The sequence below is a fragment of the Ferrimonas balearica genome, assembly GCF_019802055.1.
In the GTDB taxonomy this organism is placed as follows: domain Bacteria; phylum Pseudomonadota; class Gammaproteobacteria; order Enterobacterales; family Shewanellaceae; genus Ferrimonas; species Ferrimonas balearica_A.
In genome coordinates this window covers 746,749-763,594 of sequence record NZ_JAHVHW010000004.1, presented here as the reverse complement: position 1 = coordinate 763,594, position 16,846 = coordinate 746,749, and the positions used below count along the sequence as shown (strand labels likewise).

Below are 16,846 nucleotides of genomic sequence, written 5' to 3'. Positions count from 1 at the left end.
AGAATCGTTAAAGAGTATTAGGTGGCTCTCGAATTGGAGGGTTAATTGGCGCTCTAAGCGTGGGTGGGTGATGCCGTTCACTCAATGTAATAGTGAACCTGGTTCGTTCTGGCCTTGGTAAGCTTATTGGTTGATTAGATAAGAGGACGTTATTTCTCTCGCCCCCATAAAAAAACGGCAGCCTAAGCTGCCGTTATCCACAGTGGACGAGTGGAGTGATGATCTTCAGTTCGTGCTGCAGCGGGTGTTTCAGTTGGCTTCTTTCGGGCCCAGGTAAGCGGACAGGCCTTTAAAGCCCCCTTTCAGGATCTTGACGTTATCGAAGCCAGCATGGCGCAGGGCGGTGCCCAGTGCGGTGGCGCGGGCGCCGGATTTGCAGAACACCACCACGGGCTTGTCGGTGGGCAGCTTGGCAAGGTTCTCCGGCAGAAACAGTTCGTTGGCCGGAATGCTCAGGCTGTGGGGCAGTGTCAGGCCAAACAGGCCCATCTCCGCTTCGGTGCGGATATCCAGTGCCACCATCTCTTTGCCTGCTTTCACGGCATCCACAAAGGCGGCCGGGCTCATCAGTCCGAGATTTTTGCCAGCGGCAGCGCCCTCAATATTGGCAAATTGCTTCTGGTAGCTCTGCGCCAGCGCGCTGTCGTAGGCCATGGCGCCGCCACTCAGGCTGCAACCCAGCAGCATCACCAGTGAGATGGATTTCAGTTGCATCGTCGTTCCCTTGTATCGATTGGACGGGAACAGGTTAGGTCGCTGTGGGGGAGGGGCTCAATGGCGCGACTTCACACTTTATCTGGCCGTGATCTCTCAAAACTCCTGACGCGCAACCCTGGCAAACCCTGCTGTTTTTGATTCCTTTTTGGTTATAAAAATCCGGATTACTGGCGATTACCGAGGAATTACTTTTTGTGGGCGAAAAATCACCTTGTCCGCTCAGCGGTTTTTAGGAGCAGGGCAAAGGTCATTCGGTGATGGTTCGGGTTTGCGCGTCTTATCAGTGGCTTATTGCGTGGTTGGTGAGCACCGGATAGCCGTCTCTTACTTCGCGGTGATTCCAGTGGATGACGCCAGATGCCGCATTTGAACTGGGTATTTATCCCCCCATCTGCTCGCTTTATGGACATTCAAGTGAAGCTTATTCGGCTGCGACTTCAATTCCATGATCTGGCTTAGATAACCGATCTCCTATCCAGAGTATTGTCTCGCAGTCTTTCACCCTCTGGCGACTTCGCCAGGGATTTCTGACCTTTATGGGCTCTGCCCGAAGTTAAAGGGAGTTACACATGTCATCGCACAACGAGCCGCAGCTGGGCCGCCGTCGATTCCTGAAAACCACCACCGGTCTGGCCGTTGCCATGGCGCTGCCGACTCAGGCGCTGGCCGCCGACGATCTGGTACACCTTGAGCGTCACGGCAATGCACCTGACGAGCGCTTCTGGCGCAAGGTGCAGAAGGAGTTCGTACTCGCCAAGCGCACCACCTATATGAACATCGGCACCACCGGCTCCATGCCGCGCGTTGTTCTGGATGGGTTCGACACCAACAACACTATCGTTGCCCGTGATCCCTGGGCAATGGAAGGCAAGTTCGGTGGTTTTGCGAACGTGGGTAACATGATTGACGCCATCGCTCCGGGCTTTGGTGCGGACTCCCACGAAATCGTGCTGAGCCGCAACACCACCGATGGCATCTGCTCCATCATCGGCGGTCTGCAGTTCGAATCCGGTGACGTGGTGCTGACCACCCACCATGAGCACGTGGGCCTGACTTCCCCACTGTACGTCGCCAGCCAGCGCTACGGCGTGGAAGTGGTGGAGCTGGAGATCCCGGTAGACACCGGTGACAACAGCGTGACTGAAGAGGACTACATCCGCGTATTCGCCGATGCCGTTGCCCTGTACGGCTCCCGCGTGCGTCTGATCGCCTTCTCCCACATCACCTACAAAACCGGCACCGTGTTGCCCGCCAAGCGCATCTGTAAAGAGGTGGCGGTGGCCAATGGCATCCCCTCTCTGGTGGATGGCGCCCACGGCATCGGCATGCTGGACCTGAACTTCCACGATATGGACTGTGACTTCTACGCGGGTCCGGGCCACAAGTGGCAGTGCGGCCCGGGTGCCACCGGCATCCTGTACGTTCGCGACGAAGCCAAGCGTCTGAAAGAGTTCTGGTGGGATCGCTCCGAGCCGCTGCACCTGATCAACAGCTCTCTGGCCCCGGCTGCCATGGGCATCTGCCAGCGCATGCAGTACATCGGCAATGATCACTTCCCGGCCAAGCAAGCGCTGACCGACTCCTGCCTGATGTGGGACACCATCGGCCGCGATCGCATCGAAACCCGCGTGCGTGAACTGGGCAGCCGCTGCAAGCGCAAGCTGGCTCAGGCGTTCCCCAACGTCAAGATCTACTCCCCCGATGTGGAAGGGCTGAACTGCGGCCTGACCAGCGTTAACCCGTTTGACGATCAGACTGACGGTGAACTGCTGCTGGCGTTCCGTGACCGCCTGCGCGAGGAGTATGGCTACATCATCCGTACCACCGACTTCCGTCTGCGCAAAGACGACGTGGTGCCCACTTACGCCCTGCGGATCTCCACCCACCTGTTCCACAGTGAGCAAGACGTGGATGGTCTGGTATCCGCCATGCGTAAACTGTATCGCGAGATGGCGTAAATTCTCAGGGGGCCCAATCGGGCCCCTTTTGTCGGACTTCACATGAGATCAATTTGGTTTATTCGCCGGTGGCTATTGGCCTTGGCGGCGCTGCTGGTACCTGCTGCCGCAGCCCAGGATCTGGAACAGGTTAAAGAAGCCGGGGTACTGCGCCATCTTGGCGTGCCCTATGCCCACTTTGTCGCCAGCTACGACAGCCCCGAAGGCAGTCGGGCAGAAGGCTTTGATGTGGAGCTGATGCAGGGCTTTGCCCGTCACATCGGCGTGGACTATCAGTACATTCCCACCACCTGGCGCACCGCGTTTGGTCAGCTCACCGGCATCGGCACCTGGCTGGAAAAGGGCGAACTGATCATGGGGCCGCCCCAGCCCATTGAAGGGGATGTGATCGCCAACGGCGTCACCATCCTGCCGTGGCGCGAACAGCTGGTGGCGTTCTCCCGCCCCTATTTCCCCTCAGCGGTCTGGCTGGTGGCACGTAGTGACTCTGCGATGAGTCCCATTGAGCCCAGTGGTGATCGCAGCCACGACATCACTCTGGTGAAGGAGGAGATGGCCGGACGTACCGTATTGGCGATGAAGTACTCCTGCCTCGACCCGGACCTCTACCAGCTGCACAAAACCCGCGCCCGTCTGGTGTTGCCCATTCAGGAGCGCCAGCTTAACGAGATGGTGCCTGCCATCATGAACCGGGATGCAGAGAGTACCCTGCTGGATGTGGCGGATACGCTGATCGCCCTGGAGAAGTGGCCCGGCGAGATTAAGGTGATTGGCCCGGTATCCGAGTTGCAGGAGATGGGTGTGGCCTTCCGCAAGGATTCTCCGGCGCTGCGCGAAGCGTTTAACCAGTACCTGGATAAGATCCTCGCCGACGGCACCTACAAGGCGTTGGCTGAGAAGCACTTTCCCACGGTGTACTACTTCTTCCCCGAGTTTTTCGACAACCTGTAATCGCTCACTATGCCCTTGTTTCGTAGGCCCAATTCTCAGCACGCCTTCCTGTTTGGCGGACTGTTGCTGATCAGCTACCTGGTGCTGCTTCTGCTGGTGGCCCATGAGGGGCAGACCCGGCTCCGTGCCCACCAGGACAACGAAGTCTCACTGCGGGTGAACAACTACGCCCGGGACTTGCAGTACTTCTTCGACAACAGCGAAGCGGAGCTGACCAGCCTGGCCGAAGACAAAACCGTCTACACCTTTTTTGCCAACCGGGCGCTGGGAATGTCGATGGCCTATGGCCTGGGGGCGAGCCTGCACAAGCTCTCAACCATGCTGGAGCAGTGTCAGGACGACTACCTCAAAGAGGGTGAGCCGGTATTCAAGCGCCTGATCCTGCTGGATCTGAACGGTCGGGTGATTGCCGATACCGATCCCACTCAACCTCAGTTCAGCCAATTGCCCCTTGAGGAGATGCGCCTCGAGCCCGGCCTGCCCCGGCTCTTGACCACGGTAAGGGGAGGGAAGCTCTCCATCCTGCAACTGGTCTCCGTACTGCGCCATGACCAACCCCAGGCCACCCTGCTGGCGGAGCTGAACCCGGAGCAGATCCGCCGCTTGCTGGCGTCTCAGGAGCACGACTTCCAGGCCAGCCGTCTGGAGTTGATGACGCCCAAGGGGCCGATGATCGCCTGGAACACCTTTGGCGAACTGGACTTTCTGGAGTCCAATAACCTCTACCAGCACATTCCGGTACTGCACACCCCCTTTGAGATCCGGGGCTGGTTCCAGCCCATGAGTAACCGGGATCTCTTCACCTCCCGCTGGTTTATCGCCGGTATCTCGCTGTTGGCCATCCCGGTGATGGTGGGCTTCTTCTTCCTGCTCCGCATCAACAACAACAACCTGGTGTTGCAAACCAAAGTCAGTTTCTCCAAACAGCAGCAGCAACGTCTCTCTCTGCAGAATGAGCGCCTTCATCAGGAGGTGGCGAGACGGCAGGAATCGGAGCAGATGCTGGCGTATCAGGCCAGTCACGACACCCTGACCGGCCTGGCCAATCGTCTGGCGGGGCAGCAGGCGCTGGAGCGGGCGATTCAGCAAGCAGAGTCGGTGCAGGGGCAGGTGCTGCTGATGTTTATCGACCTGGATAACTTCAAGCACATCAATGATACCCAGGGACACCACTGCGGTGACCAACTGCTGGTGCACAGCGCTCAACGTCTGAACCTGGCAGTGGGGGAGGAGGATGTGGTGGCCCGCTTTGGCGGGGACGAGTTCCTGCTGATCCTCTCGCACACTGGCGATCGCGACGAAGCCCGCCGCCGGGCCCAGACGCTGCTTCGCCTGTTTGACTCCCCCTTTAACGTGGAGGGGGAAACCTTCTACGTCAGCACCAGTATCGGTATGGCGCTCTACCCTGACGATGGGGCGGACGCCGAGCAGCTGATTCAACGGGCCGATGCCGCGCTCTACCGGGTGAAGGAGAAGGGACGCAACGACTTCAGCTTCTACGATGAGGGCATCAACCAGATGGTGCAGCGGCGGATGCAGCTGGATGCCAAGTTGCGCGAAGCGATTGAGTGCAACCGTCTGGAGGTGCACTACCAGCCGGTGCTCGACCTAGCGCAAAGCCGCATTGTTGGGGCGGAGGCGCTGGTGCGCTGGACCGACCCCAAACTGGGCCCCATCTCACCGGCGGAATTTATCCCGCTGGCGGAGCGTAACGGGCTTATCCACCGCATCTTCGAACAGGTGCTGTCCACCGCCAGTGAGCACGCGTCTCGCTGGCAGCAGCTGACGCCACTGGCAATGGCGGTCAATGTCTCCAGTGCGCAGTTCCACCAGGGCAAAGCGTTGCAGGAGAGCATACAGAGGGCGCTGTCCCGCAGCGGACTTCCGCCAGAGCAACTGGTGGTGGAGGTGACGGAAAGCCTGATGCTGGACAACCATAAGGATCTGCACAGCAAGCTGCATGCGCTGGTGGACATGGGCGTGCGTCTGGCCATCGACGATTTTGGTACCGGCTACTCGGCGCTGAGTTATCTGCAGCAGTTTCCCTTCAGCGAACTGAAGATTGACCGCTCCTTCCTGAAGAAGCTGAACACCGAGGACTCCGACCGCTGTCTGGTGGAGGCGATTCTGGCGATGGCCAAGGCGATGGGGCTGAATGTGGTCGCGGAGGGGATTGAGTGCCTGGAGCAGGCGCGTTTTTTGAAAGATCACGGCTGTCAGCTCGGCCAGGGGTTCCATTACAGCCCGGCGCTGCCCGCCGAGGCTTTTGAGAAACTGCTGCGGGCTGATCTGGCGGGAACGGCGCCCTGGTCCGTGGGGCAGAGCGAGTGCGCAATGCCCTTCGCTCAATAAATCGTTAACTCTCGGCGTCGATGATCTGATACGCCGGCGTTTCATAGGGGTGTGCTGCCTTGAGGGCGGCCACCACTTTCTCTTTCAATTCTGCCTCAAACACCAGCTCCAGCTTCACCTCTGCCGTGGTGTGCAGTTGTCCCACTTCACCCATAAAGGGCTGACTGCCCGACAGGGGACGATATTGCCCCCGTCCCTCGGTGACCCAACAGCAGCGGTCATACTGACCAATCTTGCCAGCACCCGCGTCAAACAGGGCCTCCTGAACCGCCTCAAGGTGAGCATTGGGGATGTAGCACTCCAGCTTTTTGAACGCCATAAACCGGCCTCCTGAGTTGGGCGAACTGGGCTCTGAAATCGGTCATAAAACCGAACCAATTCAAGAATGTCTGCGCCAATGTTTGGGCGAATCAGGGGGCAATCATGGCGCCGAACCCTGCTTAATGATTGGGCGAATTTTTGTGCGAGGCGGGTCAATTAACCCTTTCTCAAGTCAGGTTATTTTGCTCCCTGAGTTTTCCTCAGTGACGAGGGCAAGAACTCTATGGAGATGATGAACCATGAACAAAATCAATAATAAACCACTATGGCTGCTGCTCGCGTCTGCGGTAGCCCTCGGCGTGACCGGCTGTTCCGGTGACGACGGCAAAGATGGCCAGGACGGTGCGCCTGGTACCCCCGGAAACCCGGGTGAAGATGGCAAGCCGGGTACCTCCGGTCTGCACATCGATATGGCCGCGGAAGCGGTGGCTCAGATCAGCGGTGCCAGCTATGCCGACGGCATCATTACCGTTGATTTCGACCTGGCCAACCGCCAGGGCGTTGGCCTGTTCGGGCTGAGCGGTGAGAATCCGGATCACGACTTCCGCTTCTCTCTGGCACAGCTGGAACTGGAAGAGTCTGGCGAGCTGAAGCAGTGGATGTCGCTGCTGAACGAAACCACCAACGACGATGGCACCACCTTCGAGCAGGGCTTTGAAAAGCTGAAAGACTGCCCTGAGTGCCTGGTGGACCATGGTGACGGTACTTATACCTACACCTTCACCACCGATCTGAGCAGCTACGAAGATGCCGCTGGCATTGTGTTTGATGCGGACCTGACCCAGCGCATCGCCATCGAGATGCAGTTCGAGTACGCCTCCGGCCATGAGCTGGCGGAGAACGCGCACTACGACTGGATCCCGTCCACCAACGCGCAGGAAGGGATTGAAACCCGTGACCTGGTTGCGATGGAAACCTGCTACACCTGTCACCAGCCTGACAGCCTCAAGGCCCACGGTGGCCGCCGTCTCGACATGGAAAACTGCCAGTCCTGTCACAACGGCGTCGTGACCGATCCGAACGGTGTCTCTGTTGAGCTGGGTCATATGATCCACGCTATCCATATGGGCCCGAACCGGAAAGGCATGGAGAATGGTGTCGAAGTTGACATGCCCTACACCGTACAGGGCTACCACGGCCCGCACGCCTTTGATTATCCGGCGTTCCCCACCAAGCCCTTTATGGACTGCGCAGTATGTCACGTAGCGAACGAAGAGCTGGCGGACGGTGAACTGTGGATGGCCAACGCCAACGGCAACGCCTGTATCGGCTGTCACACTGCCAGCCCGGTTCAGCACGGTACCTTCGAGGTGCCGGACGGCATGACTTGTGTGAGCTGTCACGGTGCGGTTGACCACACTCAGGCCAAAGCACCGTATGCCGCTGCCAAGGACTACAGTGTTGAGGTCTCCAATGTTGCCATCAACGCCGAGAACCTGCTGACCTTCGACGTTAAAGTGCTGGATGACCAGGGCAATACCGTTACCGAAGATGAGATCTATAAGCAGGGTTACTCCAACCCCTACATGGTGGTGAGCTGGGACGTAGAGAAAGACTACCCGGCACAGGAGATCACCTCTGACGATGGCACCACCACCGTGGGCACCACCTACGACCACCGTCGCTTCAGCCTGAAGGGTGATGGATCCACTGTGTATGCCGATGGCGTATTCAGTGTTGTGACTCAGAAGGTTAAAGGCACCAAGACCTATGTGTTGGATCTGCCTTTGGACATCACCACCCGCACCCTGGAGATCCTGCCGGTACTGAAGGTGTGTTTCGAGCCGCACAGTGACGTTCGCACCGCCTGCACCACCGAGGGCGCTTACCCGGCCTACGTTCAGACCGATGGCTACCGCACCATCCTGGGTGATCCGGATGCCACCGTAGACGCGCGTCGCTCCATCGTTGACGATGGCAAGTGCTTCGGTTGTCACAGCATGGAGTTCTACCATGACTCCAATGGCGTGAACTGCATCTCCTGCCACACCAACGACAAGCAGCTGAAGACTGACTCCGCGTCTGGCGGCCTGAAGTCCACCAGCTTTATGTACAAGGCGCACAAAGCGGAAGGTCATGACAATGGCCACGGCGGCAGCGGCACTCTGCTGAAGACCGACTGTATGACCTGCCACTCTGCCAATGAAGGTTGGGGCGGTCTGAACTACGGCTTCGAGCTGGGTCGCAACGCCGGTCAGGCCCATGCACTGCCTGAGAAGATTGGTGACCCTGCAGCTGCTACCTGGTACGCCTCTTCCGACACCGCCGCTTGCATGAGCTGCCACCAGAAGTACCTGTCTGATGCAGCGATGGCTCACATCCGCGGTAACGGCGGTTACTTTGGTGAAGTGAAAGACGACGCCAAAGCGGCTCAGGAAGCCTGTGCCACCTGTCACAGCCCTGAGAAAGTCATGGCTCACCATGGCCATGAGCTGTAACTCAGCGAGAGGGGCGGTTGTGTGCCGCCCCCGTTGAGTCCCTGCAAATGGTAAAGGCACCTTCGGGTGCCTTTTTTCGTGCCTGTCACTCAGGGGACCGCTGAAGGGGGGCCGGGATCGTCCTTGCGAGAGCCTGATGAAATATCAGGGTGAGGAGGAGTGAACCCTGGAAACGACTCACTCCTGAGTGGCAGGGCCATTTCTCGAAATTGGGAATTTCCGGATAAGTAATTTTCTCCGACTGATAACATAACTTTAACCCGCAGCAACTTTCTTCATATTGCATACGTGCTGAGTCGCGACCCGTAGGGGGGATCATGGACAAGTGTTTCAGGGCTTGATTAAGTGGCTATCAACCCTCCGCCTATTCGACAGGGACGGAGGGAATAATGAAAACAGTCGTGGCCTTGCAGGGAGATAACATGACGGAGACAAGTCAAAGGGATTACAGCGCTTTGGAGTGCTTTCGCCCGTACGTTTTAGTGAATTCAGGTGCGGGCAACAAAGTCAAAAAACGGATCTGGGAACTGACGCTGGAGGAGTGTCAGATCCGCGCCCGCGTCTTTGAAACCAGCGATGGTGATGATCACCGAATCCTGACGCTCAAGTTGGGAAAAGTGGTGTTGCCGCTGGACCGTATCCAGCCTCAATGCAGCCGTTTGCGGGTGCCGAGAGGGGAGGTGATGCGGATGCGGGCCAAGCTGCTTGAAGCGGTCCGTTCGGGTGTGTTTGATGAGGAGTTGCTTGCGGCGCGGGAGGCCCAGCGACGAGACTGATACCCCGATGACATTAGAAAAGCCGGCCATGTGGCCGGCTTTTTTATTGTCAGCCTTAAACCACCTCCTATGGAGGTGGTGATCGTTTCCTCGGGGCTCTGCCTGTAGAGTTGGGATTTCTAAATAATTCCGCGTAAACGAATAAGCAGAATTGCCACGAAATTGAATCCATTTTGATGTTGTCGCAGATCTTTCACGGCGAAAGCCGTCCACCTTGGCCGACTCGCGGCGCCGAGCGGGAGCGACTGGGAATGAAGCCGAGGGCCATGGAAGGCCCGAGTGGCCAGCCGAGCATGGAAGCGAGTCTGGCCAGAGCTGAAATGGAAAGGAGAGGGAGCAGGGGCTTTCGTCGCGCCGGAGGCATAGGGGAGTCCAGAGGGGCGTTAGCCCTTCTGGCGGCCGCCGGGCCGCTCCCGGCAAAGGGGGTAATGATACCTCTGAAGTCACATGCCTGTGGCATCCCCATAAACCAAAAAGCCCCCTTGAAGGGGGCTAATCAAAGCCACCTGCTATGCAGGTGGTTTTTTACTGGCTCAGTGCGGTGCGCCCCGCATCGCGGCGGCGGGCCAGCGTGGGGCCACAACATCGCGGATAAACTCCGCTTTCTCCGCTTCAAATCGGGCCATGTCCATTCCCACTGAGGCCTGAGCCGCCGCTTTGGAACTCAGGTCCGGGTAGTACACCTCGGTGACGCCTAACTGCTCGTGCAGCAACTCCAGCTTGGCCCGGGCCATATTGGCCTGTTGGCGGGCGACGGCAAGCAGCGCCAGCCCTTCCTCCGGGTTGTGAGCGTGGATGCCGTGAGAGGCCACGGCGAAGTCCCAGCGCCACTGGGCGTGACGGATATCCATAATGGGGCTGTCCATCTGGGCCCACTGGGCTCCGGCGTCCCAGGCGGCTTTGGCTTCGTAGTGGGCCTTTACCAGCAGCGACTCCACCTCGTTCCGGGCGGCTTCGATCTCGGCTTTGTTCTTGGCCAGCGCAGCGGACAGCGCGCCCTTACTCTCATGACAACCGGCGCAGGTGTCATCGAAGTTCGCCAGAGCCTGACCGACGTTGTGGTCGGTGTAACTGTGCCCTTTTGCGTTGCTGCGCTCAGGCATATGGCAATCGATGCAGGTGGCGCCTGCCTCGGCGTGGGGGCTGCGACTCCAGGTTTCAAAGTCCGGATGGCGGGCTTTGAGCATCGGGGTGCGGGAGATGGGGTGGAGCCACTCGTAGAAGCGTCGGGTGTCGTAGTAGCGCTCAATCTCGTCGGCAGTGCTGCCGAAAATCCAGGGAATGTTGACCTGGTTATGGGCTTCCGGCTGGAAGTAGTAGGTGACGTGACACTGGCCGCAGGTCTGCGCACCCTGCATGGCGGGCGTCTGCTGCTCAAAGGGCAGATGGATCTTCTCCATCGCCTTGCGGGCATGGGGGCGGGCCAGGTGCAATGCCGAACTCTCCGGTTGATGGCAGTCGGCGCACCCGACGGTATTGGCCATCTCCGTGCCCAGGCTGGTGAAGTCACTGGCGGCAAAAGCCTGTTCACCCATCTCCGCCATCAGCCGTGGGGCATCCGGGGTTTTGCAGGTCCAGCAACTGGCGGAGTAGCCCTTTTCCTCCGGCCCTTTGGGGGGAACGCCGGTACGCAGGGTGTGGGTGACGTCAGACACCGCGTAGCGATGGCCGCGCGGAGTGTTGTAGTCCTTGGCAAAGCCGGACCCCGCCCACAGCACCACCATGGCGGGACGGCGGGCCAGTTCATCCTCCTGGCCAACATCCTCATCGGTGGTCAGCCAACTGGCGTACTGCTCGGGAAAGGGTTCTTGCCAGAGGGCGTTATCGGCGGGCTCCGGGGCGGGCGAACAGCCCAACAGCCCGGCGCTCAGAATCAGAGGAAGGGAACGGTGCATGCGAGTCCTTAGCGAGTCGGCATGAGAGGTTAAGGTTGAGTGTATCAGCCTGGGCGACCATCCAGGCGAGGTCGGCTCAGTATCCCGCTGTAGTGCCAGATGAAGAGGCCAAACGCGCCACACCAGAGGGTGCCCGCCAACCAGTGCCACAGTTCGGTATGAAGCGGCAGCAGCAGAGGCAGAAAGGCGCGGATCAGTGCGGCAATCAGCACCATGGCAAAGGCGGGCGCCATCCAGGGACCCTCATATAGGTTGTGGCCGGTGTGGCCCAGAGAGACCCGGGCGATCATCGCCAGACACATGCCGCCGATGGCTCCCACTGCGAGCAGGTGCAGCAGCTGCCGCTCGGCGACTTCGTTACTGCCGATCAGCGCCAGCGACAGCAGAGTCAGGGCGATACAGAGGTAACTGAGGTGCAGGGACCAAAGCAGCGGCTCCCGGGCGGTTTTCAGCGCGTGCCAGCGGGATTGGCGAACCAACTGCAATGCACCGGCCAGCAGCAGGGTACCCCGCCAGAACGGCTCCGGCAGAAACGAGAAGATCGCATCCAGCGCCAGCACGGCGAGCGCGATAAACAGCGTCCAGTCCAGCGCTTTGATCGGTTCCGCTTTGGGCAGCTTCAGGCGCACGGCGGTAAAGAAGGGCACTACCCGTCCGCCGACAAAGGTGATCAGCAGTGCCATCCACCAGATCATCCCTTGCCAGAGCGTGCTGGCCAGCACCATATCGCGCTGGTAGAGCGCCCAGTAACTCAGCAGGTTCACCAGTGCCGCGAGGGTCAGCATCAGGGGGAATGCGGCATTGCGCCACTGGCGTACCCGGCCGATGCTCCAGCCCAGGCGGGCGGCGGTCAGCAGCAGGAATCCGCCATCAAGCAGTGCGGGCAGCCAGAGTGGAATGGCGGCGGGCAACAGCAGAACCACACGGGCGCCGAGCCAGAGCCCGAACAGCCCCGCCAGTGGCCACCCTTTCAGACCGGGTTGGCCGGTCCAGGTCTGCACCGCCGTCAGGGTAAAACCGGCGACGATCGCCATGGCGAAGCCAAACAGCATCTCGTGGGGGTGCCACCAGAGCGGGATCACCGGGCTCCAGAAAGGGCGGTCCAGCAGCGTCGGGTAGTACCAGAGGGTCAGCCAGTAAGGGATCAGCAGCAGGGCAATGGCGGCACCACCGAGAAAGAAGGGGCGGAAACCCAGGCGCCACAGTGGCCAGGTGGTCTCCACCTTGCTGGGATCATCGATATTGATCATGGGCGCCTCGCCGTGCAGATTTAAAAGGTGCATAAATAATGCATCAAATGGTAATGGGCTGTGGAACCCTTGGCAAGCGCCTTGTGCCGGTGTTGAGCTCCAGCCCATAATGGCCCCTGATAACCCATCCCCAACTCCCGCCCTGAACCGTTCCGGAGAACCCAGTATGACCGCCAGAGGTGGCCTGCACCGCGACTACTACCGACGAGGCCCGGATTATCGCTGCGGCGAGATGATGGGGTTTCGCGAAGTGCGGGATCAGTTTGGCTTTGGCGGCTTGGTAGTGGGGCGCTGGGTGACCCGGGAGGAGAGCGCATTGGCCGGTAATCTGGTGTTCGACGCGCTGGCGGATCTGGCGTTCCTGCTGAACGTGCCTCCCGCCACTCTGGGCCTGAGGCAATCCCTCAATCTGGCGTTTGGCACCGGCGGTCAGCCCGGGGTACAGGCCCACTATGCGCCAGGCACCCGCACATTGGCACTGGCCAAAAACGCCGGGGCCGGAGCATTGGCCCATGAGTGGTGGCACGCCTTTGATCACTACATTCGCGACCATCTGTTCGAGCCCGGAAAATCGGTGCGCTTTGCCAGTGACGCCTGGCTGGCGGAGGTTCCAGTGCGCCAACACCCGCTGAACCAGCGGTTGGAGGCGTTGCTGGCGACCGTCATGCTGACGCCAGACGGGGCTGAGCAGCACGACTATGTGCGCCGTTCCGTGGCGCTGGACCGTCAGGTTGGCCGACGTTACTTCAGCCTACCCACCGAGATGATGGCCCGGGCCTTCGAGGCCTGGGTGCAGAGTCGCACAGAGATTAAGAACGCCTACCTGGTCAGCGGCACTCAGCAGAGTGAGGTGGCCCGGATGGGGGGCTACCCCGAACCGGACCACCTGGCTGCCATCGATCTGGCCATTCGCGGCTACTTCGAACCGCTGGGCCAGGCGCTGTCCCGCTGATTCGCTCAGGGCGATACGGTAAAGCGGGCTTCCAGTACCTCCACGCCACTGTCGCTGATCACCTCTACCGACAACAGGTGCTCACCGGCCGACAGGGTGCTGGTGTCAAACGGCAGGGCCGGTTTTGAGCCACCTCCTGTGCCTGCCAGATCCCAGGGCGCGTAGTTCTCCACTTTCTCCACGTCACTGCGGCTGGGATCGTCCAGATAGAAGCGCACCTGGTTCGGCCCCTCTTCCGGCGCAATAAAGACGTAGATATCACCACTGACACTCTGGCCCTCCAGTAGCACCGGAGCGCTTCTGTCCGGTGACAGAGACAGCAGGATGCGGCTCTCACCAGATACGGCGTTGACGGTGAGTTGCACCGGCAATGTGGCGCTGCTGCCGCCACCGCTGGCGGTCACCTGGGCGTTGTAGCTGCCCGGTGCCAGAGTGCTGGCGTCCAGTTCCAGTTGCAGGCTGAGCGGTGTCTGTCCGTTGTCGGGGCTGACCGTCAGCCAGGAGGCGCTGCTTTGCAGACTCACCGAAGTGGAGCTGCCTGCACTCAGGGTGGCACTGAGGCTGCCACGGCCTCCCTGGGCCAGAGAAAGGGCCAGGGAGGTGGGGGCAAAGCTGAGCCCGGCCGGGGGCGGAGCACCGTCGTTGGCGATGGTGAAACTGGCGTAGCGGGAGACGGTGCCGCTGTCGAGGTTGAGGTCCACCCGCATCTGGTACTGGCCATCCGCCAGGGTGGTGGTGTCGAAGGGCAGGGCGTCACGGTTGCTGGCTGTCCCACCCAGATCATAGGGGGCGACGCCCTCCCGCTTGACCTGGCTCAGGGTCTGCTGTCCCAGGAAGAAGGTGGCGCTGTTGACCCCCTCTTCTGGGCCAACAAAGACATAGATGTCACCAGACACCGTTTGCCCCTGCAACGGCACGGCGCCGCTGCGCTGGGCATTGCCTGAGAGCAACAGTTGGTAATCGCTGCTGCCAACCTGAAGCAGAACCGGAATGGTGAGTCGGGCGCCGCTCTGGCCGGTCACCAGCAGGTCAGTGGCGTAGCTGCCCGCCGCCAGACTACCCGCATTAAAGCTCAGGGTGACATCCAGCGGGGCGTTGCCGGAGGTGGGGGAGAGGCTCAGCCAGTTGACCGATTCGCTCAGGCTGACGGTGCCGCCGCCCTCCTGATTGATCCGCAGCGACGCGGTGGCGGTCTGACCCGGCTCCAGTTGCTGATTGAACTGGGTGGGGGAGGCTGACAGCGCCCCGCCACTGCCGTCGCAGCTGTCCGCGTATTTGAAGCGATCGATGATCCACGGTGTCTGACCATCGAGAATGCTGTAGATGGTCACCTCCATGGCGCCATCGGCGGTGAAGTTCACCCGCCCGACGTGGTGAGCCGTATTGTCACGCATCGCCGTCCAGTAGGGGGGCGGATCGGTGTTCCAGTCGGAGAAGTCCTTGTTGCGATTGGACAGCTTGCCTGCCGGGCTGACCTTGACCCAACTGGTGCCTTCGCTGCGGTCGTAGCAGTCCAGTGCCGTGGTGGTCGGCGTGTTGTTCTTGGGCACGTCCACCAGTGGAAAGGTGCGCTCATAGGACTGGTCGTGAGAGGTGAGCACCAGTTTGACGCCGTACTGTTCGAAGATGGGGCCCAACTGAGCTCGCAGGGTTTTGGCACTGGGGTGGTTGCTGCCATCGGAGAAGGGCGCTGCGTGGAAGTAAGCCACAATCCAGCGATAGCCATCGTCCGCCACACTGGCCAGGTGGTTGGTCAGCCAGGCCAACGCCTCGTCAGGCATGCCGTCGTTCTCCCTCAGCCCATACACGGAGATAAAGTGCACATCGGCCACATCGAAGGCGTACATGCGGCTGCCCTCCCAGCCGCTGGTGGTGGCGAAGCGGGCGGCCCAGGTGGCGTAATCCTCACCCAGCAGCACCTCATGGTTGCCCCAGGTGGGCATCATCGGAATGCGCGGGGCCAACGCCACCATCTGGTTGAACCAGGCGTCGATGCTGCGATCCAGCGTCTCGTAGCGCCGGTCACTGTTGTAGTAGATCAGGTCGCCACCGGGCAGCAGCAGGTCCGGGTCGAGCTGAATCATGGCGTCGATGCTGGCCTGAACGCCGGTGCCCAGTCCGTCGCTGCGGCCCAGCAGACCGGTATCCGCGAAGTAGACCAGGTCCCACTCCTGACCCACTGCGGGGGCGCTGCGGGTCTGATAGACCTGGCTGAAGACGCCGGGTCGGATCATCACCCGGTAGTCGTAATCGGTGTCGTTCTGAAGACCGGAGAAGCTGACCTCGTGGAATATCCCCTCTTCGGTGGTGTGTCGCACGGCACCGTAGGCATCCCGCCAACTGCCGCTGCCACTGGCGCGATACTGCAGTCGTGAGGCGGTGCCGTCGTTGTCGGTTTGCCAGATGGCAGTGATGGTGTCGGGGCCCTGATCCCAGGCCAGGTGAAGCTGACGGGCATCGTCGCTGTCATTGGCCACACTCAGGGTGACGGTGACCGAGGCGCCGCTGTAGCCATCCGCACTCAGGCTGAGTTGGGTCTGGTAGGGGCCGGGACTCAGCCCCAGGGTATTCACCTCAAGGGAGAGGGCGGCGGGGGTGGTGCCGCTGCTTGGGGTGACCGTCAGCCAGCTGGCGTTCTCTGCGGAGGTGAAGCTGACCGCCTGATTGTTGGAGGTGCTCAGATTGACGCTGGCGGAGGTGGTGTCGCCGGGCGCGGCCGACAGGTTGACGGTGCTCGGACTCACCAGCAGCGCCGCCACGTTGTTGTCCACCACGATGCTGCCGGACAGCTCTGTGGTGCCACCAGAATCGGCAAGCAGGGTAGCGGTGATGGTATGGGGCCCATCGCTCAGCCCCAGTGTGCTGTAGGGGCGTGAGTTTTTGTTGGATTCGGTGCCGCCCAGGTCCCAGGGGGCATTGCCCTCGGTCTGCACCAGCGTGCCGTCGATGTAGAACTTGACCTGATCCAGTCCGGCATCCTGATCAACAAAGACGTAGATGTCGCCCGAGACCACCGGGCCATTAAGCGGTTGTGGCGCAGTACGGTCGGCGCTTTCCGACCAGACCAGTTGATAGCCCCACGCTGCGGGCGCCAACAACAGACAGAACCATAACGGCAGTACCCAACGGTTTTTCAAAGCCATACCCCTTACCCCCTGGCTGAAATCTTCCGGGCCGAATTGCAACCATAGGCCGAACCAGAGCAACACGGCGGACAATTTCCGCTGCTTGATGCG

General features: G+C 60.4%; 11 protein-coding genes. 6 read left to right on the top strand and 5 right to left on the bottom strand.

The features are described from left to right. Nucleotides 1-249: 249 nt before the first annotated feature. Nucleotides 250-714: a rhodanese-like domain-containing protein gene (locus KUV52_RS04285; protein WP_222524683.1), complete on the bottom strand. Its 465-nt coding sequence runs from the start codon at nt 712-714 to the stop codon at nt 250-252. A 572-nt stretch (nt 715-1,286) separates the two neighbouring features. Here KUV52_RS04285 and KUV52_RS04280 point away from each other — a divergent pair. Genes KUV52_RS04280 through KUV52_RS04270 form a run of 3 tightly spaced genes read left to right on the top strand, consistent with a single transcriptional unit; the run spans nt 1,287 to nt 5,978 of the window. Continuing rightward, nucleotides 1,287-2,675, top strand: coding sequence for an aminotransferase class V-fold PLP-dependent enzyme (locus tag KUV52_RS04280; protein ID WP_222524682.1), 1,389 nt, complete (start codon nt 1,287-1,289; stop codon nt 2,673-2,675). Nucleotides 2,676-2,717: 42 nt separating this feature from the next. Next, nucleotides 2,718-3,626 carry a transporter substrate-binding domain-containing protein gene (locus KUV52_RS04275; RefSeq protein WP_222524681.1) on the top strand — a complete coding sequence of 303 codons (909 nt, stop codon included), beginning with the start codon at nt 2,718-2,720 and terminating at the stop codon, nt 3,624-3,626. Nucleotides 3,627-3,635: 9 nt separating this feature from the next. Then, a complete protein-coding gene (locus KUV52_RS04270; RefSeq protein WP_222524680.1) occupies nt 3,636-5,978 on the top strand; it encodes a putative bifunctional diguanylate cyclase/phosphodiesterase in 2,343 nt (780 codons plus the stop codon). A 4-nt stretch (nt 5,979-5,982) separates the two neighbouring features. Here KUV52_RS04270 and KUV52_RS04265 read toward each other — a convergent pair whose 3' ends face one another. Further along, the gene (locus KUV52_RS04265) at nt 5,983-6,297 is read right to left on the bottom strand and encodes an NGG1p interacting factor NIF3 (RefSeq protein ID WP_222524679.1); all 315 of its coding nucleotides are present in this window, start codon (nt 6,295-6,297) and stop codon (nt 5,983-5,985) included. A gap of 241 nt (nt 6,298-6,538) precedes the next feature. On the opposite strand from KUV52_RS04265, the gene KUV52_RS04260 reads away from it, so the two are divergent. Further along, a complete protein-coding gene (locus tag KUV52_RS04260) occupies nt 6,539-8,737 on the top strand; it encodes an OmcA/MtrC family decaheme c-type cytochrome (RefSeq protein WP_222524678.1) in 2,199 nt (732 codons plus the stop codon). Between the two features lie 422 nt (nt 8,738-9,159). Continuing rightward, nucleotides 9,160-9,513, top strand: coding sequence for a hypothetical protein (locus tag KUV52_RS04255; protein WP_222524677.1), 354 nt, complete (start codon nt 9,160-9,162; stop codon nt 9,511-9,513). A gap of 533 nt (nt 9,514-10,046) precedes the next feature. On the opposite strand, the gene KUV52_RS04250 is transcribed toward KUV52_RS04255, so the two are convergent. Next, a complete protein-coding gene (locus tag KUV52_RS04250) occupies nt 10,047-11,408 on the bottom strand; it encodes an ammonia-forming cytochrome c nitrite reductase subunit c552 (RefSeq protein WP_222524676.1) in 1,362 nt (453 codons plus the stop codon). Nucleotides 11,409-11,452: 44 nt separating this feature from the next. Beyond that, complete coding sequence (locus KUV52_RS04245) at nt 11,453-12,658, bottom strand: NnrS family protein (RefSeq protein ID WP_222524675.1); 1,206 nt, start codon at nt 12,656-12,658, stop codon at nt 11,453-11,455. A 166-nt stretch (nt 12,659-12,824) separates the two neighbouring features. On the opposite strand from KUV52_RS04245, the gene KUV52_RS04240 reads away from it, so the two are divergent. Next, nucleotides 12,825-13,610 (top strand): CLCA_X family protein, encoded by a 786-nt coding sequence (locus KUV52_RS04240; protein ID WP_222524674.1) that lies wholly within the window; start codon nt 12,825-12,827, stop codon nt 13,608-13,610. Nucleotides 13,611-13,615: 5 nt separating this feature from the next. Here KUV52_RS04240 and KUV52_RS04235 read toward each other — a convergent pair whose 3' ends face one another. Then, nucleotides 13,616-16,753, bottom strand: coding sequence for a BACON domain-containing protein (locus tag KUV52_RS04235; RefSeq protein WP_222524673.1), 3,138 nt, complete (start codon nt 16,751-16,753; stop codon nt 13,616-13,618). Nucleotides 16,754-16,846: the final 93 nt, after the last annotated feature.

What these genes read in the sequence shown, in the direction of transcription:
- KUV52_RS04235 (WP_222524673.1), bottom strand. Translation starts at nt 16,753, where the DNA reads ATGGCTTTGAAAAACCGTTGGGTACTGCCGTTATGGTTCTGTCTGTTG.
- KUV52_RS04240 (WP_222524674.1), top strand. Translation starts at nt 12,825, where the DNA reads ATGACCGCCAGAGGTGGCCTGCACCGCGACTACTACCGACGAGGCCCG.
- KUV52_RS04280 (WP_222524682.1), top strand. Translation starts at nt 1,287, where the DNA reads ATGTCATCGCACAACGAGCCGCAGCTGGGCCGCCGTCGATTCCTGAAA.
- KUV52_RS04250 (WP_222524676.1), bottom strand. Translation starts at nt 11,408, where the DNA reads ATGCACCGTTCCCTTCCTCTGATTCTGAGCGCCGGGCTGTTGGGCTGT.
- KUV52_RS04245 (WP_222524675.1), bottom strand. Translation starts at nt 12,658, where the DNA reads ATGATCAATATCGATGATCCCAGCAAGGTGGAGACCACCTGGCCACTG.
- KUV52_RS04270 (WP_222524680.1), top strand. Translation starts at nt 3,636, where the DNA reads ATGCCCTTGTTTCGTAGGCCCAATTCTCAGCACGCCTTCCTGTTTGGC.
- KUV52_RS04265 (WP_222524679.1), bottom strand. Translation starts at nt 6,297, where the DNA reads ATGGCGTTCAAAAAGCTGGAGTGCTACATCCCCAATGCTCACCTTGAG.
- KUV52_RS04260 (WP_222524678.1), top strand. Translation starts at nt 6,539, where the DNA reads ATGAACAAAATCAATAATAAACCACTATGGCTGCTGCTCGCGTCTGCG.
- KUV52_RS04285 (WP_222524683.1), bottom strand. Translation starts at nt 714, where the DNA reads ATGCAACTGAAATCCATCTCACTGGTGATGCTGCTGGGTTGCAGCCTG.
- KUV52_RS04255 (WP_222524677.1), top strand. Translation starts at nt 9,160, where the DNA reads ATGACGGAGACAAGTCAAAGGGATTACAGCGCTTTGGAGTGCTTTCGC.
- KUV52_RS04275 (WP_222524681.1), top strand. Translation starts at nt 2,718, where the DNA reads ATGAGATCAATTTGGTTTATTCGCCGGTGGCTATTGGCCTTGGCGGCG.